Annotated in this window: 22 protein-coding genes and 1 tRNA gene; 13 read left to right on the top strand and 10 right to left on the bottom strand. The window is 48.9% G+C overall.

The annotated features are described in order from the left end of the window. Nucleotide 1 precedes the first annotated feature (1 nt). From flgC to H511_RS0119935, 4 genes are all read right to left on the bottom strand, one after another. Entirely contained in the window at nt 2-418 is a 417-nt protein-coding gene (gene flgC, locus H511_RS0119950; protein WP_027253915.1) for a flagellar basal body rod protein FlgC, read from the bottom strand. A gap of 3 nt (nt 419-421) precedes the next feature. Beyond that, entirely contained in the window at nt 422-817 is a 396-nt protein-coding gene (gene flgB / locus H511_RS0119945) for a flagellar basal body rod protein FlgB (RefSeq protein ID WP_027253914.1), read from the bottom strand. 215 nt (nt 818-1032) lie between these two features. Next, nucleotides 1033-1863 (bottom strand): CheR family methyltransferase, encoded by an 831-nt coding sequence (locus H511_RS0119940; protein WP_027253913.1) that lies wholly within the window; start codon nt 1861-1863, stop codon nt 1033-1035. 19 nt (nt 1864-1882) lie between these two features. Beyond that, a complete protein-coding gene (locus H511_RS0119935; protein WP_027253912.1) occupies nt 1883-2800 on the bottom strand; it encodes a chemotaxis protein in 918 nt (305 codons plus the stop codon). A gap of 138 nt (nt 2801-2938) precedes the next feature. Here H511_RS0119935 and flgA point away from each other — a divergent pair, with 138 nt between their 5' ends. The 4 genes from flgA (at nt 2939) to H511_RS0119915 (ending at nt 5423) form a co-directional block, all read left to right on the top strand. Next, a complete protein-coding gene (gene flgA, locus H511_RS0119930; RefSeq protein ID WP_027253911.1) occupies nt 2939-3646 on the top strand; it encodes a flagellar basal body P-ring formation chaperone FlgA in 708 nt (235 codons plus the stop codon). 81 nt (nt 3647-3727) lie between these two features. Continuing rightward, nucleotides 3728-4039: a flagellar biosynthesis anti-sigma factor FlgM gene (flgM, locus tag H511_RS0119925; RefSeq protein ID WP_027253910.1), complete on the top strand. Its 312-nt coding sequence runs from the start codon at nt 3728-3730 to the stop codon at nt 4037-4039. Between the two features lie 42 nt (nt 4040-4081). Then, the gene (locus H511_RS0119920; protein ID WP_027253909.1) at nt 4082-4507 is read left to right on the top strand and encodes a flagella synthesis protein FlgN; all 426 of its coding nucleotides are present in this window, start codon (nt 4082-4084) and stop codon (nt 4505-4507) included. A gap of 274 nt (nt 4508-4781) precedes the next feature. Continuing rightward, nucleotides 4782-5423, top strand: a complete 642-nt coding sequence (locus tag H511_RS0119915; protein WP_027253908.1) for a trimeric intracellular cation channel family protein — start codon at nt 4782-4784, stop codon at nt 5421-5423. A 65-nt stretch (nt 5424-5488) separates the two neighbouring features. On the opposite strand, the gene H511_RS0119910 is transcribed toward H511_RS0119915, so the two are convergent. Together H511_RS0119910 and H511_RS0119905 are read right to left on the bottom strand one after the other, a co-directional pair. Next, entirely contained in the window at nt 5489-5917 is a 429-nt protein-coding gene (locus tag H511_RS0119910) for an LPP20 family lipoprotein (protein ID WP_027253907.1), read from the bottom strand. A gap of 8 nt (nt 5918-5925) precedes the next feature. Then, a complete protein-coding gene (locus H511_RS0119905; protein WP_027253906.1) occupies nt 5926-6561 on the bottom strand; it encodes a FlgO family outer membrane protein in 636 nt (211 codons plus the stop codon). A gap of 255 nt (nt 6562-6816) precedes the next feature. Between H511_RS0119905 and H511_RS0119900 the strand changes: the two genes are divergently transcribed. From H511_RS0119900 to H511_RS24715, 3 genes are all read left to right on the top strand, one after another. Further along, on the top strand, nt 6817-7959 hold the full coding sequence (locus tag H511_RS0119900) for a flagella assembly protein FlgT (RefSeq protein ID WP_027253905.1): 1143 nt from the start codon (nt 6817-6819) through the stop codon (nt 7957-7959). Between the two features lie 54 nt (nt 7960-8013). After that, nucleotides 8014-8090: transfer RNA gene (locus tag H511_RS0119895), tRNA-Arg, on the top strand. A gap of 279 nt (nt 8091-8369) precedes the next feature. Next, a complete protein-coding gene (locus H511_RS24715) occupies nt 8370-8543 on the top strand; it encodes a hypothetical protein (protein WP_155804966.1) in 174 nt (57 codons plus the stop codon). Between the two features lie 89 nt (nt 8544-8632). Here the strand turns inward: H511_RS24715 and gltX are convergent, their stop codons facing one another. Continuing rightward, nucleotides 8633-10057, bottom strand: a complete 1425-nt coding sequence (gene gltX / locus H511_RS0119885) for a glutamate--tRNA ligase (protein ID WP_027253904.1) — start codon at nt 10055-10057, stop codon at nt 8633-8635. Between the two features lie 251 nt (nt 10058-10308). On the opposite strand from gltX, the gene H511_RS0119880 reads away from it, so the two are divergent. Then, nucleotides 10309-10947, top strand: coding sequence for a YccT family protein (locus H511_RS0119880; protein ID WP_051288331.1), 639 nt, complete (start codon nt 10309-10311; stop codon nt 10945-10947). Between the two features lie 239 nt (nt 10948-11186). Here H511_RS0119880 and H511_RS0119875 read toward each other — a convergent pair whose 3' ends face one another. The 3 genes from H511_RS0119875 to zipA form a co-directional block, all read right to left on the bottom strand. After that, nucleotides 11187-12317, bottom strand: coding sequence for a porin (locus tag H511_RS0119875; protein WP_027253902.1), 1131 nt, complete (start codon nt 12315-12317; stop codon nt 11187-11189). A 568-nt stretch (nt 12318-12885) separates the two neighbouring features. After that, nucleotides 12886-14898 (bottom strand): NAD-dependent DNA ligase LigA, encoded by a 2013-nt coding sequence (ligA, locus tag H511_RS0119870; protein ID WP_027253901.1) that lies wholly within the window; start codon nt 14896-14898, stop codon nt 12886-12888. Between the two features lie 192 nt (nt 14899-15090). Beyond that, nucleotides 15091-16191 carry a cell division protein ZipA gene (gene zipA, locus H511_RS0119865; RefSeq protein WP_051288330.1) on the bottom strand — a complete coding sequence of 367 codons (1101 nt, stop codon included), beginning with the start codon at nt 16189-16191 and terminating at the stop codon, nt 15091-15093. Nucleotides 16192-16571: 380 nt separating this feature from the next. On the opposite strand from zipA, the gene cysZ reads away from it, so the two are divergent. From cysZ to crr, 5 genes are all read left to right on the top strand, one after another. After that, nucleotides 16572-17339: a sulfate transporter CysZ gene (gene cysZ / locus H511_RS0119860; protein WP_027253899.1), complete on the top strand. Its 768-nt coding sequence runs from the start codon at nt 16572-16574 to the stop codon at nt 17337-17339. A 223-nt stretch (nt 17340-17562) separates the two neighbouring features. After that, nucleotides 17563-18531 (top strand): cysteine synthase A, encoded by a 969-nt coding sequence (cysK, locus tag H511_RS0119855; protein ID WP_027253898.1) that lies wholly within the window; start codon nt 17563-17565, stop codon nt 18529-18531. Nucleotides 18532-18849: 318 nt separating this feature from the next. Then, nucleotides 18850-19107 carry an HPr family phosphocarrier protein gene (locus tag H511_RS0119850; RefSeq protein ID WP_027253897.1) on the top strand — a complete coding sequence of 86 codons (258 nt, stop codon included), beginning with the start codon at nt 18850-18852 and terminating at the stop codon, nt 19105-19107. Nucleotides 19108-19159: 52 nt separating this feature from the next. After that, nucleotides 19160-20887 (top strand): phosphoenolpyruvate-protein phosphotransferase PtsI, encoded by a 1728-nt coding sequence (gene ptsI / locus H511_RS0119845; RefSeq protein WP_027253896.1) that lies wholly within the window; start codon nt 19160-19162, stop codon nt 20885-20887. Between the two features lie 158 nt (nt 20888-21045). Next, the gene (gene crr / locus H511_RS0119840; RefSeq protein ID WP_027253895.1) at nt 21046-21555 is read left to right on the top strand and encodes a PTS glucose transporter subunit IIA; all 510 of its coding nucleotides are present in this window, start codon (nt 21046-21048) and stop codon (nt 21553-21555) included. Nucleotides 21556-21565 lie beyond the last annotated feature (10 nt).

Below are 21565 nucleotides of genomic sequence, written 5' to 3'. Positions count from 1 at the left end.
CTTATTTGCCCATCTGCAATGTTCGCATCAGCATTTGCTTACTGGCGTCTGCGACCTGAACATTGCTTTGATAGGAACGTGACGCCGAGATCATGTTTGCCATCTCTTCCATCACGTTAACGTTCGGTTTATAGATATAACCTTCGGCATTGGCCAAAGGGTGTGCCGGGTTATATTCCGCAGTCAAAGGCTTCTGACTTTCGACAATGGCTTTCACCCGTACAGGAACACTTTCTTCACGCTGGTAGCTGGCACTTTGCAACGCCGCCTCGAACACAGGATGACGCGCCTTGTAGGTTTGTGCTGCAGAGCTGCTGACAGTATTGGCATTGGCCATATTACTGGCCGTGGTGTTCAGCCGTACGGATTCCGCACTCATTGCCGAACCGGTGACATTAAAAACGTTAAACAAACTCATTGATTATTCCCCTTTTAATGCCTTGCTCAGATTGCTGAATTTTGAACCCAGAAAATCCAGCGATGCCTGATACTCCAGCGCGTTTTGCATAAACAGGTTTTGCTCCAACTGAGCATCGACCGTGTTGCCATCACCGGTATCCGGCTGATCGGGCACACGGTATTTCTGTTCACCCATGACTTTGGTGGAGGCAGCAATATGCCGCTCATTGGTTCGGCTGAGGCCAACTTTTGCCTCTGATGTTGCCGCATTGAGCGCGCGCTGAAAGTCCATGTCTTTTGCTTTATAACCGGGTGTATTGGCGTTAGCGATGTTACTGGCAAGGGTTTCAGCCCTTTTACCCCTGACACCAACTGTATACTGGTGCACACCTAATGCTTTATCAAAAGAAATGGCCATCGTCTGCCTCCTGAATCACTTACTGATTTATTTGCAAAGGGCGTGCCAATATTTAAGAAAACGAGATAGCGGAACGAAAGGAGACAATGCCGGCAAGTCTTGCGGGGCAAAGCACAAATGAAAGGATGCAAAAAAGGGTCCATTACGGACCCCTCTGTTTTAATACTGCTGTTCTCATGCATCAGTGCTAATGCGTCGGCTCGACTACGATGGAATCACTTCAGCTTGTAGATAATACCCGGGTTACAGCGGATCATCTCAAACCTGTCAGTCAGTCCGGTCAGAGACTCAGATGCGCCCAGCAGCAGGTAGCCGCCTGGGTTCAGGCTGGCCGCCATTTGATTGAGCACTTTCGCTTTCATCTCAGGCGCAAAATAAATCAGCACATTACGGCAGAAAATCACATCAAACTTGCCGAGCAGCGCGTAGCTGTCTTTCAGGTTTTGCGGACGAAAATTTACCATCTGCTTCACCTTGCTGCCAATTCGCATCCGGCCGTCACCAATCGGTTCGAAAAACGCCTGGCGGCGCTCCGGGGACAGGCCACGGCCTAATGCCAGCGCGTCATACACACCCGTCCGGCACATATCCAGCATGGTTTGCGAGATATCTGTGGCGGTCACCTGAATACCCAGCGGCAGCATACCAGGACGGCGCTGCTGTGTTTCCAGCACTGTCATGGCAATGGAGTACGGCTCCTGGCCTGAAGAACTGGCGGAAGACCAGATACGTATCGGGCGCTTATTCGCCGCCAGTTCCGGCAGGATCTTGTCGGCCAGCACAGTAAACGGATAGGTATCCCTGAACCACAGGGTTTCATTCGTTGTCATGGCATCAACAGCCGCAACCCGTAATTCACGGTTACGGCCACTGATCACTATCTGCAACAATTCAGAGAGCGATGCCAGACCAAAGCGGTTGACCAGAGGACTCAGGCGACTCCGAACCAGATACTGCTTGCTGTCGCCAAGAATGATACCGCATTGACCTTCCAAGAAATGGCAAAAATCTCGATATTCCTGGTCTTTAATTGTTATGGCTGTCATCTACTACTCTAACGTTAGTTTATTCAGGCATGGCCGCTTTAACTGCTGCGCCAAGTTCATCGGGATTAAACTTGGGAATAAACGCATTAGCACCGACTCTGTCTACCATGGCCTGATTAAATACCCCACTCAACGAGGTGTGCAGGATAACATGTAAATCTTTTAGTTTGGCATCATTTCTGATGGCCGCCGTCAGGGTGTAACCGTCCATTTCAGGCATTTCGATATCAGAAATCACTAAATCAAGCTGATTATAGATACTATCTTCTGTCGCCATTTCACGGAGCTTAATGAGGGCTTCTTTACCATCTTTCACCAGAATGCACTCACAACCGATTGATTCAATTGCACGTTGCACCTGTTTACGTGCCACACTGGAGTCATCAGCCACCAGCACGCGGCGAGTGACAGGATTGTCACGAATCATCTCATCCCGCAATGTCTGCGACACTTCAGTGTGCCTTGGCGAAATTTCATCCAGGATTTTTTCAACATCCAGAATTTCAACCAATTCACCATCAATTTCAGTCACTGCGGTCAGGTAGTTACCACTGCCTGCGCCTTTAGGTGGCGGGAGTATGTCTTCCCAGTTCATATTAATGATTCGCTCAACAGCAGACACCAAAAACCCCTGCACAGAGCGATTAAACTCGGAGATGATCACAAAACAATTTTCTGTGTTCTCAATAGGACGTCCGCCGGTGGCCAGACTCATGTCAATCACTGAAATGGTCTGACCACGAATATGGGCGATCCCTTTCACCAGCGGATGAAGATTCGGCATGGCTGTGAGCTTAGGGCACTGCAGTACCTCTTTTACCTTGAAGACATTAATGCCGTAGCGCTGGCGGCGGTTCAGCTTGAAGGTCAGCAACTCGAGACGGTTTTGTCCCACAAGCTGAGTGCGCTGGTTCACAGAATCCAATATCCCCGACATATAACGTGACTCCAAAGTTGTCGAAATGAATTGTTGTAAAAATAGACAATTTTGAAGGATCAACGGGTAATCCGAGTCAAAATCCCCTATCATGGAGCAATTGTAGCCCCAGAAAGCGACATAAAAAGAGCGAAAAGCGTGACAGGAAGAACACAATTTACACTCTGTTTAATCTTTATCGGCATACTGTGCGGTTTCTTAAGCATGAATGCAATTGCTGCTAGCGATAATATGCTCAGTAATGTGCGCGAGGCAGCAGCGGATCACATCAGAAGCCTGGTGGCCAAACCAGAGCGCGGGGAACTGGACATCACAGCCTCCGAGCTGGATAACCGGTTACGCATTGGTGATTGCCCGGACGCGCTTGATACTTCCGTGCCGGGTAAGCAGTCTCTGACCGGCAATGTCACTGTTCTGGTCAGTTGTCCTTCGACAAACTGGCAGGTTTACGTGCCGGTGCAGGTTTCACTTTTGCTGCCAAGAGTCGTTGCGGCAAGACCACTGGCCCGCGGTGCAGTCATTGCCGGCTCAGACCTGCAGGTGCGCCAGGTGGAAAGCCGCTACCAGAGAGGCATAGTGTTCGAATACCCGGAACAAATCATCGGCTCGACAGTAAAACGTAACATCAACATGGGTGAGGCTGTGCTGGGCAATGATATCTGCCTGGTGTGCCGTAACGATTCCGTGCTGATCAGAGCAGGTCAAAGCGGCCTCAACATAGTGACTAAAGGAACAGCACTGTCCGATGGTTCCCTGGGTGAAGACATACGGGTGCAAAACAACAAGTCACGCCGCATTATCAGTGCGACAATTACCGCAGTCGGCGAAGTTACAGTAAAGTACTGAGCGAAAAAAATGCTAAAGTTAGTCATAGCCTTGCCGATAGCAGGGCATCAACGATGAATATCTGTTAAAGGCAACACGATTATGGCAAGTATTGATTCCCTGCGCAGTGGCCAGCTGTTAAGCAACCTGCGCAACAGTAACAGTACGAACAACACACAGGGCAGGCCCGAGGCCAGAGAAGAATCTGGTCACACACCTCAGGATGCGGTCTCGCTGAGCTCGCAAGCTCGGGCGGTCGGGCAAATCCATCAGCAGTTGGCTGCTGAACCGAGCTTTGATCGCAATAAGGTCGAGTCGATCAAAAATGCCATCAGCAATGGTTCCTACCAGGTTGATGCGGATCGCCTGGCCAGTAATATGCTGCGATTTGAGGACGAATTACGCGGGCTCTGATATTATCCATAGCTTGCAGATTCAGCGCCGGAGTGCAGAAACATGTCGCCAACCATAGAACAATTACTTGCCCAGCAACATGCCACGCTTGAGGCTCTGTTACGCCTGCTAGAGCAGGAAAGGGCGTCAATTGTGAACCGTGAGGCTGGCGACATCACCCGGCACGCCAATGATAAAAAATCACTGGTTGATAAAATTCAGCTTCAGGATCAGCAAATAGCCCGACATTCGCAAAGCAGTCAATTAAAAGAAAATCCTGAGCTTACCCGTCAGGTTCAAGCCATTCAGGCGCTGGTTGACGAATGCCGAAGTCAAAACGAGATTAACGGCGCCGCTTTGCAGCGTGCACAGCTCAGTTTTCACAAACTCAACAATCTGTTCCAGCAGAGCCTGGGCCATCACCAGACCTACAACAAAGAAGGTGTCGCACAGAATTTGCGTTCCTTAGGCACTAACCTGAAAGCCTGAACCTCGCCCCATCGCTCGTCATTTATTTGACACTGATATGCTCTGTCTCCGCCGCTGTGCAAACCCGTTATAAATAAGCCGCATGGCTGGTATTCAAACTGAACATTCCCCTCCCCGCACACATTCACAGCCGGAATGACTTTCCGTTTGGCATTCGGGTGTCAGAATTACGTCAGCTAATGAAACCACTCAAAAATTTCATTGGATATTGACTTGAATCACATTTACCATTGCGCCCAATATCTTATCCCTATTCACTAAGAGTCTGATTTTCATGCTATTAACCATTTTATACATTGTCGGGATCACCGCAGAAGCGATGACCGGCGCTCTGGCTGCCGGCAAGCGCCACATGGACTGGTTTGGTGTGATGCTGGTTGCCAGTGCAACGGCCATTGGCGGCGGGACGGTTCGGGACATACTCTTGGGTCATTATCCCCTGAACTGGATTGCCAACCCGCAGTATCTGCTTATCACGTGCCTGGCGGGGTTAGCCACCACCTGGGTTGCCCCGCTGGTCGTTCGCTTTCACAAAATATTCGTTATTTTAGATGCCCTGGGTCTGATTGTATTCAGCATCTTAGGCTGCCGGGTCGCCATGAATATGGGACAACCTGTGATCATCTGTCTGGTTGCCGCCGTAGTAACGGGGGTATTTGGTGGTTTACTTCGGGATCTGATTTGCCGCCGCACGCCATTGGTGCTCCACAAAGAGCTGTATGCGTCGGTCGCCTTTATTGCCGCCGGACTCTACATGGCTCAGCTTCACTTTGGTGTGTCGGAGAACATCGCTATCGGGGTAACGCTGGTGACAGGGTTTCTGCTGCGCCTTGCCGCGATCCGTTTCAGCTGGCAGCTTCCCGTTTTTCGGATAGATGAGTCAGCAGACAAGCCGAAAGAAGAAGCAAAGAGTTAGCAGACAAAAAACAAGGCGGCAAGCTGACTGGCATCAGATTGCCGCCTTGTCTGACGAGAGCATATTTAGAACATCACTTCCTGATTCGCAGGCACGTGATAGACCTCACCCTGCTGCTTCATTCGCTCCATTTTATTTAAATCGAGCTGCATTTCAGTCACATAGCTATCGCCTACCGGATAGCTGCGGATCACTTCTGCCCCGCGAATCACACCGTCCACCGCACCATCGGTTTCTTCGGAATCAAGCTGCTGATCAGTCAGACCCGTTCTGGCACTGATACGCATGCCATAGACCTGCTCGGTCAGCTCGCGGTAAGCATCCACTTTAGAAGCCCGCATCGCACGAATACGTTTTTCTTCCAGGGTTTGTCCGCGTTGCTCACTGATTGAGGCGTAACCAACCGCAGTGAGCACGTTGATATCGCGAAATTCTGTTAACGGCTGGCAACCAGACAGGGTAATCAGCAAAACAGCCATCCACCAAAACCGCATAGTGACTCCTAAGGTTTTAAAATAATTGAATTGTTCTCAAATTTTGTTGCTTCTGAACGAATCAGGACACCGTTTTCCAGACGCATTTTATTGAGCGTATCCAAATCGCGTCCGATCCGGTCTTCCGGCAGGAACCCCTGAGCAGTGGCGATAACAACGCGGGAACGCATTCCGATCACCCGCGCATTGATCAACACCCCGCCCCCCTGACGCAGCATGGTCCCGGTCAGTACATAGTCCACCGGTTGTTCAGCAGCCAGTTCCTTCCAGTTACGGCTCAGGGAAAAATCCCCTTCTGCTGTCACGCGTATCGCGCCGGTGGCCTTGTAATCCACCACAGTGTATCCCAATTGCTGCATGTGATACATGAAGCCTTCAGAAACAGCATTACCCAGCCAGTTTGTTTCATTCATTTGCTGCATATCAACAAATGAAGTCACGGCCAGCGGTGTTTTCGCTGTCAGGTACTGATTCGAATCGACCAACTGCTTGGTCAGACCTTCGATAAAAAAGTCCATGGTGTGGCGAGGCGTTTCCGCCAGCAGAAAATTACTGCCGGTATAGCTCTCTTTACCATTATAAATTGGTGAGTATGCACATGATGCTGTCAGCAGCGACAACAGCAAGATGGTCCATTTTTTCATTCTACCCTGCTCCGGAAGAAACGAGACAATGGCCTTTTATCGTCCGTTATCTCGAAAACTTTACGACTTTTCATTGCCTCGCTCCCAATTTGTCATTTTGGGAACACTCTTTGCATACATCAGCTAGCGACTCAGGATGTTGACACAGCAAAAAGCTGATAGGCTAATCAGCATGAATCCATGGTGATTCAACCTGAACGACACACAAAACTTAGCAATTATCGTACCGAAATCGCTCCCGAGATTGGAAAACCTATGAAAAAGACGCTCAGGAAAGCCCTTCTGGGTCTGGGAATGCTCACTGCTTTACCGCTCCAGGCCGCCTGGTTTGAAGTGACAGGCCAGGCTATCTTGCTGGAAAGTAAAACATCGGCCCGAACCAATGCGATTGAAGACGCTGTCTACCGCGCCATGTACTATTCAGGGGCTGATTTTTCCAGCTTTGCGCAAATGAAGCCTTACTTTCAGGAAGACAGGCAGGATTACCAGTTTAATGGCACTGAAGTCCGCCATGTGCAAATCAGCAAGGCGTTTGCCAAAAACGGCAATTATTATGTCACTGCCAGGGTCGATATTTACCCCTCGGCAAAAAGTTGCCACAACATCCAGTACAAGAAAGGGCTGCTGATCAGTGATTTCTCACTCAGCGTGCCCCAGCAAGCGGCGCTGGGAGGTATTTACCAAATCGGCAAAGATTTCACTCAGTTACTTAAGCGGCAGATTGGCAAGCAATCGCAAAGCTTCGTCGTGACAGGCACCAGTGAGATCCCTCTCCAGCCAGGCAATCCCGACGCTATGATGATGCTGGCGGAAGATTATGATGCGCAATACATTATCAGCGGACAGATTACGGATCTCACCTCCACGCTTGATCAGAATCTGTTATCCAATGACAAAATTAACAGGCAGTTTTCCGTAGAAACTATGGTGATCAACGGCAAAACAGGGGAAATACTGTCGCAGCGGAAATACCGGGAAGTGGCAGAATGGCCGTTTTCCCGTATCAGCCAGGTAGATACTCAAAGCGCCCGCTTCTGGGTATCCCCTTATGGGGCCGCGCTGCAACGTTTAAGCCGAAATATCATGCTGGATATGGAATCGTCTCTGGCCTGCAGATCCAGTCTGCCTGAAGTCGTTAATGCACACGGCAATCAGGTACAGATCAATGTTGGCAGAGTCCATGGTGTGAAACAGGGCGACGAGTTAAAACTTTGGCATACCGCCGGTTTCATTGATCAGTACGGTATTTCCCGTAACCGAATGGTTGAAACTGACATGACTCTGGTTGTTGACCGCGTCTATGAAACTTCTGCGGAAGGCAGTGTGCAACAAAGCGATTTGGCAGCCAGTATCCAACCTGGTGATTTACTGACCAAGCAACCGGCTCGCAGATACTAATGACTTAATAATCCTTCACTTTTGGGTATAATGGCCTTTCTGCTTTTCAGAAAGGCTCCCTTAGCTCAGCAGGATAGAGCGTCCCCCTCCTAAGGGGAAGGCCGCAGGTTCGACTCCTGCAGGGAGCGCCATCCCCCCCCTCGGATTGACACGCTTCGGCTATTTTCTTTGCCTCCATCCTGTCTCATTGCTGAGACAAGGTACAGCTTTGCTCTGTTCAAAGTGAAATTATTCACCGCTCTGTCAGTCTATTTACATGACAAGATTCTGAGTCTTTTTAATAATTGAAAAATATGATCTTGTTCTAGTCTAATAGTGATAAAGACCAAGTGATAAAAGAAAACCAGAGAATCAGACCATAACATTCTCTTTTCACCTATCACTTTGTGCCGCCACAAAAGGAGAGAGCTATGAAAAAGTTCGCAATGTTCGTAACAGCCGCACTGATGGCATTCAGCTTTAATGCGCTGGCTTATACATTGTCCGGAACACCAACTCAAATCCCACAAGATGCCATGCAATATTGCGCTGGCGCACAAAACTTTTGGGTTTGCGTGGATACATTTGAAAGACAAAACAAATAGCGCTCCACCCAAAGAAAAAGCGGAGGCACAGACCTCCGCTTTTCATTTTCAGGATTGTTCAGCACTCAGTCACTCAATGGCAGTGACAGTTACGCATTCGCTTCGCGCTGGGCAATGAAGTCAAGAGCCATTTGAATACGTGCAACAACGCGCTTTTTACCGATCAGATGCATTACAGCATCCACCGAGGGTGATTGCCCCTGACCCGTTACCGCGACACGCAGCGGCATGCCGACTTTGCCCATCCCCAGATCCAGCTCCTCACAAGTTTGCTGAATCATCTGATGTAATGCGTCAGTATTCCAGCTATCCAGTGCTTCCACTTTGGCTTTTGCCAATTCCAGTGCTTCTTTCGCCACCGGGCGTAAGTGCTTTTTCGCCGCGGCTTCATCAAAGGCGGAGAAGTCCTGATAGAAGTAGCGAGACTGGGCAGCCAGCTCAACCAGGGTATCGCAACGCTCAGCCAGCAACTGAATCACATCTGTGACAGCCGGGCCATTGCTGGTTGCAATACCCTGATTGTCCAGGTGCCATTGCAGATGCTTAGCCACATATTCAGGTTCGCAGGTTTTGATGTAATGGTTGTTCAGCCAGCGCAGTTTGTCTGTGTTGAATGCAGATGCTGACTTGCTGATGTCATCCAGGCTGAAGAACTCAATCATTTCTTCCTGAGAGAAAATTTCCTGATCGCCGTGTGACCATCCCAGTCGCACCAGGTAGTTCAGCAGCGCTTCAGGCAGGTAACCGTCATCACGGTATTGCATCACGCTTACCGCACCATGACGCTTAGACAGTTTGGCACCGTCATCACCCAGGATCATTGCACAATGTGCGAACTCAGGTACCGGCGCACCTAACGCTTTGTAGATGTTGATCTGACGAGGCGTATTGTTGATATGGTCTTCGCCACGCACCACGTGCGTGATTGCCATATCCCAATCATCAACCACAACACAGAAGTTATACGTCGGGCTGCCGTCAGTACGACGGATAATCAGATCATCCATTTCACTGTTGCTGATTTCAATACGACCACGGATATGATCATCAAAGACAACGCTGCCTTCTTTCGGATTGCGGAAACGGATCACAAACGGAGAGTCTGCAGTTGCCGCCGCATTGGCTGCAATAATGCGAGGATGATTAGCATCGTAACGGGGCTTGAGGCCAGCAGCCATTTGCTCTTCACGAATTTCATCCAGCAGCTCTTTTGAGCAATAGCACTTATACGCTTTATCTTCCGCCAGCAGTTGATCAACCAGCTGGTTATAACGGTCAAAACGCTTGGTTTGATAGTATGGACCTTCATCCCAGTTCAGGCCCAGCCACTCCATACCTTCCATGATCGCGTCAATAGCTTCCTGAGTGGAACGCTCGATATCGGTATCTTCAATACGAAGTACAAATTCACCACCCGTGTGTTTAGCGTATAGCCAGGAATACAGTGCCGTACGGGCACCACCGACATGGAGGAAGCCTGTTGGACTTGGAGCAAAACGAGTTTTAACCGTCATGAAAAGACCTTCAATCAAAATGATTCAAACGAGAAGTGAGCAATAGCGGCATTCTACCACTGACACGCCAATCCTCAACCTGCTATTCAGGCAAGAGATGAAAACCTGGTGTAATTCATCGCTGCGAGAGTGACCAGCTTCAGATTATACAAGTTTGCCAGTTTTACTGCTTTACCCCACTCACAGCCTCAGTAAACTGTATTTTTATAAACCATACTCAGAACTCCCTTAGCGCTTAAGGAATGTACCCAATGAAAATGAAAAAGTTACTCCTGTCATCTGCGCTGTTGGCTTTAGCTTCCCCGTCAATGGCGCAGGTAAATCTAGCACTGCCGAAAGGTGTCCATCTTCTGGTTGTCAATGGCCAGGACGCGGGGTATTCCTCACTTGGCTTTAACCATCAGCCGGTTTTGGAGTTGCCTGACGGACAAAACCAGGTCGTTTTTCGCATTGGCAAAATTGTCATGGAATCGGGCAGTCTGAAGACAAAATACGACTCAGTCCCTATTGTTGCACTTTTTGAAGCCAGTGATACCAAACTGGAGCTTGAAGTCCCACGCATTGATACCCTGGCACAAGGCCAGCAATACGACAAATCACCAAGCTTCGACATACTGGATAAGGGTAAAGCTATCAATGTTAAGTCTGATACGCTGGCCGTTGGGTTTGATATCTCACCGAATTACGTCACATTGACCAAAGAATACAACCAAACCCAGGGTGTTGCTTCGTTACACAATGCGCCACAATCTAAGCCAGTAACAACAAATACCGCGCAAATGCCAAGTCATCCCGATGCCGATAACATGCTGAAATACTGGTTTGAACAAGCCAGCCCGGAGAGCAGAAAAGCCTTTCTGAGCTGGGCAATCAGCAACATGGATAAATAAGCCTGACTGGCTGAAACAGAAAAAACAATTACCACCGCCATCGGCGGTGGTTTTGTGTTAGCCATAAAAAAAGCACCTTAAAAGGTGCTTTTGAAATCCCAGTCCAACGCTGACATTGCCTGCCTTAACATTGCTTGCCTTCAGACGGCTTATCAAACAATGATTGCTCAACCAAGCTAAGCAAAAGGACCGGCCTTCAAGGCCGGCCAAAATGAAATAAGGCAGTAGCAGTTGAGCAATTAGAAGTAGTATTCTACTCCCCACCCCCAACCAAACTCAGCGTCTGAGTCGTTTTTCGAGATCATGTAAGGACGAACATAGGTGATGGCTGAATCATCCAGGAAGTACAGCGCCTGAGCAGATACAATATAGTCTTCACTACCACTCAGCTCATTTCCGTTCACGTCTGCGGCCAGGTTAGCGGCATAGTTCGCCTTAAACTGCCAGTTTGCAACACCACTGTAAACAGCACCAATTGAATAGCTGTCCTGATCCATGTCGTTACCAGCTACGTTAACAGTAGTACCGTCAACAGTGATTGTGCCATCATTGTAATCAGCTGCTTCAGATTTGAATGCACCATACAGACCGAAATCACCCAGATTCAGTTCGAAACCAACAAGGTATGCATCTGTGTCAGACTTCAGAGAGCCTTCAATATCGGTAAAAGTTGCTGGGTTACCAGGTTGCTGCGCAAGGAGAGTGCTGTAGAAATCGCTCAGAGCACTAACGTTACGATCCTGACCCAGCTCATAACCAGCGTGCAGCGTAATCATACCTGTTGAGTAATGCGCACCGACACCGTAGAAGTTGGACTCTTTATCAGACTCGGCACCACGGCCAGCAGCCAGATTGAAAGTGAAGCCGCTGTAGTTACCTGAGTCATAACGCACCATGTTAGATTGACGATCGTAACGAGCGCCACCCAGTACATCACCGCCCCAGTCAAAGATAGCACCGGCACGCTGACCTGAGTACGGCCAGTCAATCATCTCATACAGAGGGGTCAGCATACGGCCCAGACGAACTTTACCGCCGTCATCAAAGCTCACACCCACGAAAGTATCACGCACACCCAGACCGGAGTTACCGCCGTTATCACCGACATCACCGCCTTCCAGCTGCCAGATCAGGTTAGGACCGCGGGCCAGATCTTTTGAGCCACGCAGACCGAAACGGGATTCGTTTTCAACTTTCAGTGGTGCATCGCCACCACCGATTTTATCTTCGCCAAATTGCCAGACAGAGACAGCAACCTGACCGTAAAGATCAACAGAGTCTGTTGCTGGTGCTGCTTGTGCTGATGCAGCCATAGTTGCAGCTGCTGCAACCGCAATTCCTAATACCGAACGCTTGAACACATTTTCCATGGAAAAACTCCTAAAAAACTAGCTGTATACCTGCGTCAAAATGGTTGGCCGCCGTTGACGTCAGGTGATTCTCCCCAATATGTCAGTCAAACTTATAGTGAGTTTGCATTTCCATATTTTTGTTTGGTTGAGAACTTTATAAGTTCACAGCTAAGACTACTTTCGCAGCGCAAAACATCAATCAGAAGTTAATTTGACGTTAAAAAAATATGATTCAGCGCAAATTTATCCAGTAACAGTGATCCTAGTCATGAAACTGCAATAACATCAAAAAAATCAAAAACAAAACCATAAATAACAATAATTTATAAAAACAACCATCTCATTAATGAGAGCTTGGTAGTGGTTTTTTGCATGTTGCACCCATCGTTTCATATAAATGTAAGATCTTACTTCTTATGCCATTTTTATTATTTTTTTATGAATTTATTCTGAAGCAGCTATTAAAACGCCTTTCAGTTGTTCACAAAAAACATGATTCGAAAAAAGTCACTCTCCCAATCAGTAAATAAAAAAGCCTGTCTGACTCCGACAGGCTTTCATCTATTTTCACAACTGAAATAAACAATCAGGATTCGAGTCTGGCCAGCAGCTCTGCTTCATCCCAGATTTCAATACCCAGCTCTTGTGCTTTGGTCAGCTTGGAACCTGCCGCTTCCCCGGCAACCAGCAAATCGGTTTTCTTGGAAACGCTGCCGGTAACCTTGGCGCCCAGCGCCTCTAATGCCTCTTTGGCACCGGTACGGCTTAGCTGAGAAAGTGTACCGGTCAGCACAACCACTTTCCCGGCAAGAGGCAATTTCGCATCATCAGCCGGCTTTTCGATATCCGGCCAGTGAATCCCTTGGTTTAACAAATCATCGATCACTGCCCGATTATGTTCTTCCTGGAAAAAATTATGTGTGTGGGCGGCGACGACGGCCCCGACATCAGGCACTTCAACAAGTTGCTCCTGAGTGGCGGCCATTACAGCTTCCAGTGTGAAGAAATGTTTTGCCAGATTCGCAGCGGTTGCTTCACCCACTTCCCGGATCCCCAAGGAGTACAGAAAACGAGGCAGGGTTGTCTGCTTTGCCTTCTGGAAGGCATCAACCAGCTTCTGGGCTGACTTAGGCCCCATGCGTTCAAGACCTGTCAGTATCCCGGCAGACAGCTTAAATAAATCGGCCGGCGTTTTGACCATTTCTTTGTCGACCAGCTGCTCAATGACCTTAGTGCCGCAGCCATCCACATCCAGCGCCTTGCGTGATACAAAATGCTTTAAGGCTTCTTTACGCTGAGCCTGGCAAATCAGGCCGCCAGAGCAACGTGTTACCGCCTCACCTTCCACCCGCTCCAGTGCAGACTGACAAACAGGACAGGTTGCCGGAAACACAATCGCCTGCGCATCATCTGGGCGGCGGGAAAGAACCACAGAAACGACTTGCGGTATCACGTCACCAGCACGACGGATCACCACAGTATCGCCAATCATGACGCCCAGGCGGGCAATTTCATCGGCATTATGCAGCGTGGCGTTACTCACAGTGACTCCGCCAACAGTCACTGGCTGCAATTTCGCCACAGGCGTAATCGCCCCGGTCCGGCCAACCTGAAACTCAACATGATTCAGCAGCGTCAGCTCCTCCTGTGCCGGGAACTTATACGCCACAGCCCATCTTGGCGCTCTGGCAACAAAGCCCAGTTGCTGCTGATGGCTGATATCATCAACCTTAATGACAACCCCGTCTATTTCGTAACTCAGCGCCTGACGCTTTTCACCGATCCCCTGATAGAAGCCAATCACCTCACTCAGGTTATTCAGCAACCGCGTTTCCGGGCACATTGGCAGGCCCCACTCTTTCAACTGGCATAAGCGCTCATACTGACTGCCTGCCAGCTCCGCGCCTTCAACAACGCCAACGGAATAGGCATAAAAACTCAAAGGCCGGGTAGCTGTGATGCGCGGATCCAGCTGGCGCAGGCTGCCTGCAGCCGCGTTACGCGGATTCGCGAACACTTTCTCACCTTTTTTGGCTGCCCGGGCGTTCAGATCTTCAAAGCCTTTTTTCGGCATGAAGACTTCACCACGCACCTCTAGTCGCACGGGCCAGTCGCTGCCGCGTAATTTCAAAGGAATGGCGCGAATGGTTTTTACATTAGCAGTAATATTCTCGCCCGTGGTGCCATCACCACGTGTGGCGGCCTGAACCAGTATCCCGTTCTCATACATCAGGCTGACGGCCAGGCCATCCAGCTTAGGCTCACAGCAATAGGACACGGCCGCCGTCGCTGCCAGACGTTCCCGGATTCGACGGTCGAAGCTCTGCAGTTCTTCGTCGGAAAATGCATTATCCAGCGACAGCATCGGTAATTCATGATTGATCTGGGTAAAAGCTGCCAACGGCTCACCGCCAACACGCTGGCTGGGTGAGTCAGCCGTAATCAGTTCAGGATGCGCAGCTTCCAACGCCAGCAATTCTTGCATCAAACGATCATACTCAGCGTCCGGAACCTCAGGGTTATCCAGAACATAATACCGGTAGCCATGATAAGCAAGCTGCTCGCGCAGGGAGGTCAGCCTGGCTTGGATGTCTGTCATTTTTCTTTTCCTACATCAATTCTTATCGCTATCACTAGCGGGTATCAGGATGGCATTGTCTGTGACGCTAGCCGCCGAGACAATGGGCCATCACTCACCTTTCTTAGTCATATTGCCGTTTCTGAGCACTAAAACACAGGGCCCCTAACCGGGGCCCTGTTATTGATACATTCTGGGCAGTACTCACGCCTGTTACAGGTATTTTTTCGCTTTTTCCCGGTAACCTTTCAAGCGCTGCGGCGTAATCAGGTTACGCTCGTGATCCAAAATATCAGCGCCCATCTCATCGGCAATGCGTTGTACGGTTTGCAGCATCAGATTAAAATTGTCATCAGCACGGCCGTGGCAAGGCAGCATCAGATAAAAAGCAATGCCAGGTGTAGCAAATTCATCCAATTGATCTTGCGGGAAGTACCCTGGACTGACCATGTTCGCGACAGTAAAGAGCACAGGCTCAGTGCCTGCAAGATCAACATGACGATGATAGACCGAATTTTCGCCATAAATCAGATGATGGCGTTCCAGGCACTGGAACAATTTCACACCCATCAGCATTTCACCACCGCGGGCATGAACATTCAGGACCAGAAAATCAGGCTCAGGCGGCTGCTCTTCAACCTGCACCTTTTGCGCTACGGCTATGTCTGCGTCTGACTGTTGTGAAATCTCTTCACCTTGAGTTGCGGTAATTGGCGTGTGTTCCGGTGCAGAACCTGACCCTGAAACCTCACCCGACACCGTGAAGGACGATGCTGGCTCCGGAGCTTGTGTATGTTCGTCAGTCGTTTCCTGCACTGACTGCCAGACGGATTCCGGCTCTGGTTCCTGAGCTCTCGCCGTTACCGGTTCCTGTACCAAGGCTTGAGGCGATTCCTGAACAGTTTCCTCTGGCTGTGCAACTTGAGTTAAGGGTTGAGGTTCCCGGTCAATCACAGACATAGTTGAGAGCGGTTGACGTTCCTGAACAGCAGGATCAGCGGGTGCGGTGGACGCGCTGAACAAGGGATCAATCTCCAGTTCATCACCGAAATGCAGCTCTGGCTCTCTTCGCTCTGCCCGCTTTACCGCGCCTTCAGGAACCGGGCTACCGGCAACAACCCTGACAGAGCCTATGCCGTCCTGATCAAAGCCTTCATTATCTTTATCTTTTTCCTTACCCTCTGCCAGTCGGCCTATAGGCTTCTCACCGAACTTGGCGGGTTTGTCCTTCCGGCTTGACCACAATCCGTGCAACAGAAGCGCTGAAATAGCCAGCACTCCCACAATAATTAGAACCAGACGCAATTCCTGCATTATGAATACTCTGAATAACTTGTTTACCTGACAAAGACGGCCTGAAGCAGTGAATCCATTCAGTCTGAATACGATTGCTGTTCAGACGCAGACCAACTTAGCGAGTCACACCTGAGATTTTTTGTTCAACTAAACAGCCTATCTCATGAAGGTATTATCCTTAATGTATCAAAACTCAAATCCGAAAGAGAAGTTCAATGTTGTGATTGATGTCATATAGTGCATTTGAGCACAATTTTCCGCCAAACTGCTGGCAAATTTGACTTAAGAGACTACGCGCCCCAATTGATTAGTCGTTATAGATACCGTTACTATGCCTGCATTCATATCCTGACGCCTTACATTGGCATTGCAACAGGAAATCCAGTAGGAGACCAACGATGTCTAAAGCGACATACAACACCACCCCCATTGGCGGGGCGGGGTATTTTTTTCGCGGCGTTTCTCTGGCGATGCAGCCAGGCACGCGTCGTTTTGTGATCATTCCACTATTAATCAATATCCTGCTTTTCGGTGCCGCATTCGGATACGCACTGACTCAGCTGGATGACTGGATCAACGGCTGGCTCTCCAGCCTGCCCGGTTGGCTTGATTGGTTGTCTTATCTGTTGTGGCCTTTATTAGCCATCGCTTTGCTGGTCATACTGTCCTATTTTTTCAGTACGATTGCCAATTGGATAGCCGCGCCGTTTAACGGGCTATTAGCCGAACACCTGGAAGCCAAGCTGACTGGGGAAGCGCCGCCTGACGCCGGAATCGCGGCCATCATCAAAGATCTGCCCCGTATCCTGCACCGTGAGTGGGTCAAACTGAAATATTACCTGCCCAAAGCCCTGGGCTTACTGATACTGCTATGGATTCCTATGGTAGGGCAAACGCTTGGCCCGGTTTTGTGGTTTCTGTTCAGTGCCTGGATGATGACGATTCAGTATGTCGATTACCCTTTCGACAACCACAAGATCCCCTTCAATACCATGCGTGATGCCCTCAAAGAGCGCCGCGGGAAATCCCTCAGCTTCGGCAGCCTTGTCATGCTGTGTACCATGACACCAATTCTGAACCTGTTTGTCATGCCTGTCGCCGTTTGCGGCGCAACAGCCATGTGGGTTGATCATTACCGGCAGCCCATGCTCAACCGTCGCCAGTAAACCCTGCCTGAGAGGAGTTTTTGCTCCTCTCTTCTCGCGACCTCTGCGCAGTCAATATGCTCTCAGTGTCACTTCATATTACTCATAAGGAATAATAAAGCGGCACAGTTCACACCTTTTCTTATAACTCTAAGATATAACAATAAATTCCTTTCCAATGCGTGGTCAGCGATTATGCTTTGACTATCATTTGTTGATAACGTGTCACCAAGGAACGACAAGCATGAGTAAGATTTACGAAGATAATTCTCTGACAATTGGTAATACCCCATTGGTACGCCTGAACCGTGTCAGCAAAGGCAATGTTCTGGCAAAAATTGAATCACGCAACCCAAGCTTCAGCGTTAAATGCCGTATCGGTGCCAACATGATTTGGGATGCTGAAAAACGTGGCGTGCTGAAACAAGGTGTGGAGCTGGTTGAACCTACCAGTGGTAACACAGGTATTGCCCTTGCCTTTGTTGCCGCCGCCCGCGGTTACAAACTGACTCTGACCATGCCAGAGAGTATGAGTCTGGAGCGTCGTAAACTGCTCAAAGCACTCGGTGCCAACCTGGTTCTGACTGAAGCACCAAAAGGCATGAAAGGTGCGATTGAAAAAGCAGAAGAAATTGTCGCTTCTGACCCGGAAAAATATCTGCTGCTGCAGCAGTTTGATAACCCTGCTAACCCGCAAATCCACGAAAAAACCACCGGCCCGGAAATCTGGGATGCAACCGAAGGCGACATTGATGTGTTCGTTTCTGGTGTCGGTACCGGCGGTACTCTGACCGGTGTTAGCCGTTTTATCAAACAGCAGAAAGGCAAAGCCATCACCACTGTTGCCGTTGAGCCAAGCGAATCTCCGGTTATTACTCAGGCATTGAACGGTGAAGAGATCAAACCGGCCCCGCACAAAATTCAGGGTATCGGTGCAGGCTTCATTCCTGGCAACCTGGATCTGTCTCTGATTGATGAAGTAGAGCGTGTCAGCTCGGAAGATGCGATTGCTATGGCTCAGCGTCTGATGGAAGAAGAAGGCATTCTGGCAGGTATCTCTTCAGGTGCCGCTGTGGTTGCAGCCAACCGCCTTGCTGAGCGCCCGGAATTCGCTGGCAAAAACATTGTTGTAGTGCTACCGAGTTCAGGTGAACGCTATCTCTCATCGGCGCTGTTCGCTGGTATCTTTACCGAAAAAGAAACCCAACAGTGATCACAAAATTGCCATTTTTGATAAGCATTTGTTAAAGTCAAGCCCCTCAATAGGGGCTTTTTTATTGCTTTTTGACCTTAGCTTTAATATAAATCCGACCACGCTTTTATTTTCAGCATCGAAATAAAAGAGTGAAAATTGACCTGGTCGATGTTTGCCGGGTCACAAACCTCTTAGAATGGGTTCCAAACATAAACTAAATCAATGTAAGTGAATGTGAAATTAGAACCTAAATTAGCAAGCTTTCGCTATAGGGATTAAGCTTACTTTCAGTTACGTGATTATTACATAATACGATATTAAGAATCGGGGTGAAAAATGTATCAGAAGCAAGTTGAGATCACTGCAGAAAACGGCCTACACACTCGTCCTGCTGCGCAATTCGTTAAAGAAGCAAAAGGCTTTGATGCCGACATCACTGTGACTTCTAATGGTAAAAGCGCAAGTGCTAAAAGCCTGTTCAAACTGCAAACACTAGGCCTGGTTAAAGGCACTGTGGTCACCATTTCAGCTGAAGGTTCACAAGCTCAGGAAGCTGTTGATCATCTGGTTGCCCTGATGGACCAGCTGCACTAATCGGCCGCAGTACATTATTTCCCTAGTTGTTTGTTAAATTTAAGGTAAGGCTATGATTTCAGGTATCCTGGCATCTCCTGGCATCGCTTTCGGTAAAGCGCTGCTACTGCAGGAAGAAGAGATTACTCTCGACAAGTCACCCATTTCTGCCGATCAAATCGAAAAAGAAATTGAGTGCTTCTTCAATGCGCGTCAGAAATCTTCTGAGCAACTCAACGTAATCAAAGAGAAAGCACGTATTACCTTCGGTGAAGAGAAGGAAGCCATCTTTGAAGGCCACATCATGTTGCTTGAAGATGAAGAGCTTGAAGAGGAAATCATAGCCTTCATTAAAGATAACAAAGCGAGGGCCGCCTATGCGATTCACGCTATCATTGAAGAGCAGGCAACCACGCTGGAATCCCTGGACGATGAGTACCTGAAAGAGCGTGCCACCGACATCCGTGATATCGGTAACCGTGTGGTGAAAAACGCGCTGGGTATCAACATTGTCAATCTGAGTGCCATCAATGAAGAAGTGATACTGGTGGCCAACGATCTGACGCCTTCTGAAACGGCGCAAATCAATCTGAAATACGTGCTGGGTTTTGCGACCGACATCGGTGGCCGCACCTCCCACACCTCCATCATGGCTCGTTCACTCGAGTTACCTGCCATTGTGGGTACTAACGACATCACCAAACAAGTGAAGAACGGTGACATGCTGGTGTTGGATGCCATTAATAACCAAATCGTTATTAATCCATCAGCAGACGAAATGTCAAAATTCAAAGCCATTCGCGATGAGTATCAGGCAGAAAAAGATGAACTCGCGAAGCTGAAAGATTTGCCGGCAATTACACTGGATGGCCAGCAAGTTGAAGTGTGCGGCAACATAGGTACAGTGAAAGACTGCGAAGGTGTCAACCGGAACGGCGGCGAAGGCGTCGGTCTGTACCGTACTGAATTCCTGTTTATGGACCGCGATTCACTGCCGACTGAAGACGAACAGTACCAGGCGTATAAAGATGTGGCAGAAGCCATGCTTGGTCAGTCCGTGATCATCCGCACCATGGATATCGGCGGTGATAAAGATCTGCCGTACATGGATCTGCCAAAAGAAATGAATCCCTTCCTGGGCTGGCGCGCAGTGCGTATCAGCCTGGATCGCCGTGAAATCCTGCGTGCTCAGCTGCGCGCTATCCTGCGTGCCTCTGCACACGGCAAGCTGCGTGTAATGTTCCCGATGATTATCTCTGTCGAAGAGATTCGTGAACTGAAAAACGAAATGGAAACCTACAAAGCAGAACTGCGTGAAGAAGGTATTGCTTTCGACGACAAAATTGAAGTGGGCGTTATGGTTGAAACGCCGGCTGCAGCGGCAATTGCTCACCATTTAGCCAAAGAAGTCGACTTCTTTAGCATTGGTACAAACGACTTAACCCAGTATACTCTGGCTGTTGACCGTGGTAACGAGCTGATTTCTCATCTATATAATCCAATGTCACCCGCAGTGTTAACTGTCATCAAGCAAGTCATCGATGCTTCCCACAAGGAAGGTAAATGGACTGGCATGTGCGGTGAGTTAGCTGGTGATGATCGTGCGACCCTGCTATTGCTTGGTATGGGCCTTGATGAGTTCAGCATGAGTGCGATTTCAATTCCACGCATCAAAAAAGTGATTCGTAACAGTAACTTTGCTGATGTGAAGCTGATGGCCGAGCAAGCACTTGCTCTTCCAACTGCCGCTGAAATCGAAGCACACGTAGAGACATTTATCGCAGAAAAAACCATCTGCTAAGATATACCCTAACTGATTGAAGCTGCCAGCAAGTGAATGACTTCCCATGAACATGGAAAACACGTGACTGGGATGAATGAATGTGGTCAACACCGCTGCAGCTTCAAGTGGCACGGGTAATAGCAGCAGATAGAATAACAACGCTTAGGAGCAACACTATGGGTCTGTTTGACAAATTGAAGAAGCTGGTTTCTGACGACACCAATGAAACTGGTGCTATTGAGATCATCGCCCCGCTTTCAGGTGAAATCGTAAATATCGAAGATGTGCCTGATGTTGTTTTTGCTGAGAAAATTGTTGGTGACGGTATTGCCATCAAACCAGCAGGTAACAAGATGGTTGCCCCGGTAAACGGTACGATCGGTAAAATTTTTGAAACCAACCACGCATTCTCTATCGAGTCTGACGATGGTGTAGAGCTGTTCGTTCACTTCGGTATCGATACTGTTGAACTGAAAGGCGAAGGCTTCACGCGTATTGCAGAAGAAGGTCAAACGGTGAAAGTGGGTGACACTATCATTGAGTTCGATCTGGCTGTACTGGAAGAGAAAGCGAAGTCGACGCTGACACCAGTCGTGATTTCTAACATGGATGAAATCAAAGAGCTGACTAAACTGTCCGGCACCGTCACCGTGGGTGAAACGCCTGTACTGCGCATTAAGAAGTAAAGCTTCTTGA

Origin of the sequence: Photobacterium halotolerans DSM 18316 (genome assembly GCF_000425165.1) — a bacterium.
Classification (GTDB): Bacteria; Pseudomonadota; Gammaproteobacteria; order Enterobacterales; family Vibrionaceae; genus Photobacterium; species Photobacterium halotolerans.
The sequence above is the reverse complement of the archived record's forward strand: the minus strand, read 5'-3'. Positions and strand labels throughout refer to the sequence as shown.

Excerpts from the sequence above, each read along its gene's own strand:
- flgC (WP_027253915.1), bottom strand. The coding sequence starts at position 418 with ATGAGTTTGTTTAACGTTTTTAATGTCACCGGTTCGGCAATGAGTGCG.
- flgB (WP_027253914.1), bottom strand. The coding sequence starts at position 817 with ATGGCCATTTCTTTTGATAAAGCATTAGGTGTGCACCAGTATACAGTT.
- H511_RS0119940 (WP_027253913.1), bottom strand. The coding sequence starts at position 1,863 with ATGACAGCCATAACAATTAAAGACCAGGAATATCGAGATTTTTGCCAT.
- H511_RS0119935 (WP_027253912.1), bottom strand. The coding sequence starts at position 2,800 with ATGTCGGGGATATTGGATTCTGTGAACCAGCGCACTCAGCTTGTGGGA.
- flgM (WP_027253910.1), top strand. The coding sequence starts at position 3,728 with ATGGCAAGTATTGATTCCCTGCGCAGTGGCCAGCTGTTAAGCAACCTG.
- H511_RS0119920 (WP_027253909.1), top strand. The coding sequence starts at position 4,082 with ATGTCGCCAACCATAGAACAATTACTTGCCCAGCAACATGCCACGCTT.
- H511_RS0119915 (WP_027253908.1), top strand. The coding sequence starts at position 4,782 with ATGCTATTAACCATTTTATACATTGTCGGGATCACCGCAGAAGCGATG.
- H511_RS0119910 (WP_027253907.1), bottom strand. The coding sequence starts at position 5,917 with ATGCGGTTTTGGTGGATGGCTGTTTTGCTGATTACCCTGTCTGGTTGC.
- H511_RS0119905 (WP_027253906.1), bottom strand. The coding sequence starts at position 6,561 with ATGAAAAAATGGACCATCTTGCTGTTGTCGCTGCTGACAGCATCATGT.
- H511_RS0119900 (WP_027253905.1), top strand. The coding sequence starts at position 6,817 with ATGAAAAAGACGCTCAGGAAAGCCCTTCTGGGTCTGGGAATGCTCACT.
- H511_RS24715 (WP_155804966.1), top strand. The coding sequence starts at position 8,370 with ATGAAAAAGTTCGCAATGTTCGTAACAGCCGCACTGATGGCATTCAGC.
- gltX (WP_027253904.1), bottom strand. The coding sequence starts at position 10,057 with ATGACGGTTAAAACTCGTTTTGCTCCAAGTCCAACAGGCTTCCTCCAT.
- H511_RS0119880 (WP_051288331.1), top strand. The coding sequence starts at position 10,309 with ATGAAAATGAAAAAGTTACTCCTGTCATCTGCGCTGTTGGCTTTAGCT.
- H511_RS0119875 (WP_027253902.1), bottom strand. The coding sequence starts at position 12,317 with ATGGAAAATGTGTTCAAGCGTTCGGTATTAGGAATTGCGGTTGCAGCA.
- ligA (WP_027253901.1), bottom strand. The coding sequence starts at position 14,898 with ATGACAGACATCCAAGCCAGGCTGACCTCCCTGCGCGAGCAGCTTGCT.
- zipA (WP_051288330.1), bottom strand. The coding sequence starts at position 16,191 with ATGCAGGAATTGCGTCTGGTTCTAATTATTGTGGGAGTGCTGGCTATT.
- cysZ (WP_027253899.1), top strand. The coding sequence starts at position 16,572 with ATGTCTAAAGCGACATACAACACCACCCCCATTGGCGGGGCGGGGTAT.
- cysK (WP_027253898.1), top strand. The coding sequence starts at position 17,563 with ATGAGTAAGATTTACGAAGATAATTCTCTGACAATTGGTAATACCCCA.
- H511_RS0119850 (WP_027253897.1), top strand. The coding sequence starts at position 18,850 with ATGTATCAGAAGCAAGTTGAGATCACTGCAGAAAACGGCCTACACACT.
- ptsI (WP_027253896.1), top strand. The coding sequence starts at position 19,160 with ATGATTTCAGGTATCCTGGCATCTCCTGGCATCGCTTTCGGTAAAGCG.
- crr (WP_027253895.1), top strand. The coding sequence starts at position 21,046 with ATGGGTCTGTTTGACAAATTGAAGAAGCTGGTTTCTGACGACACCAAT.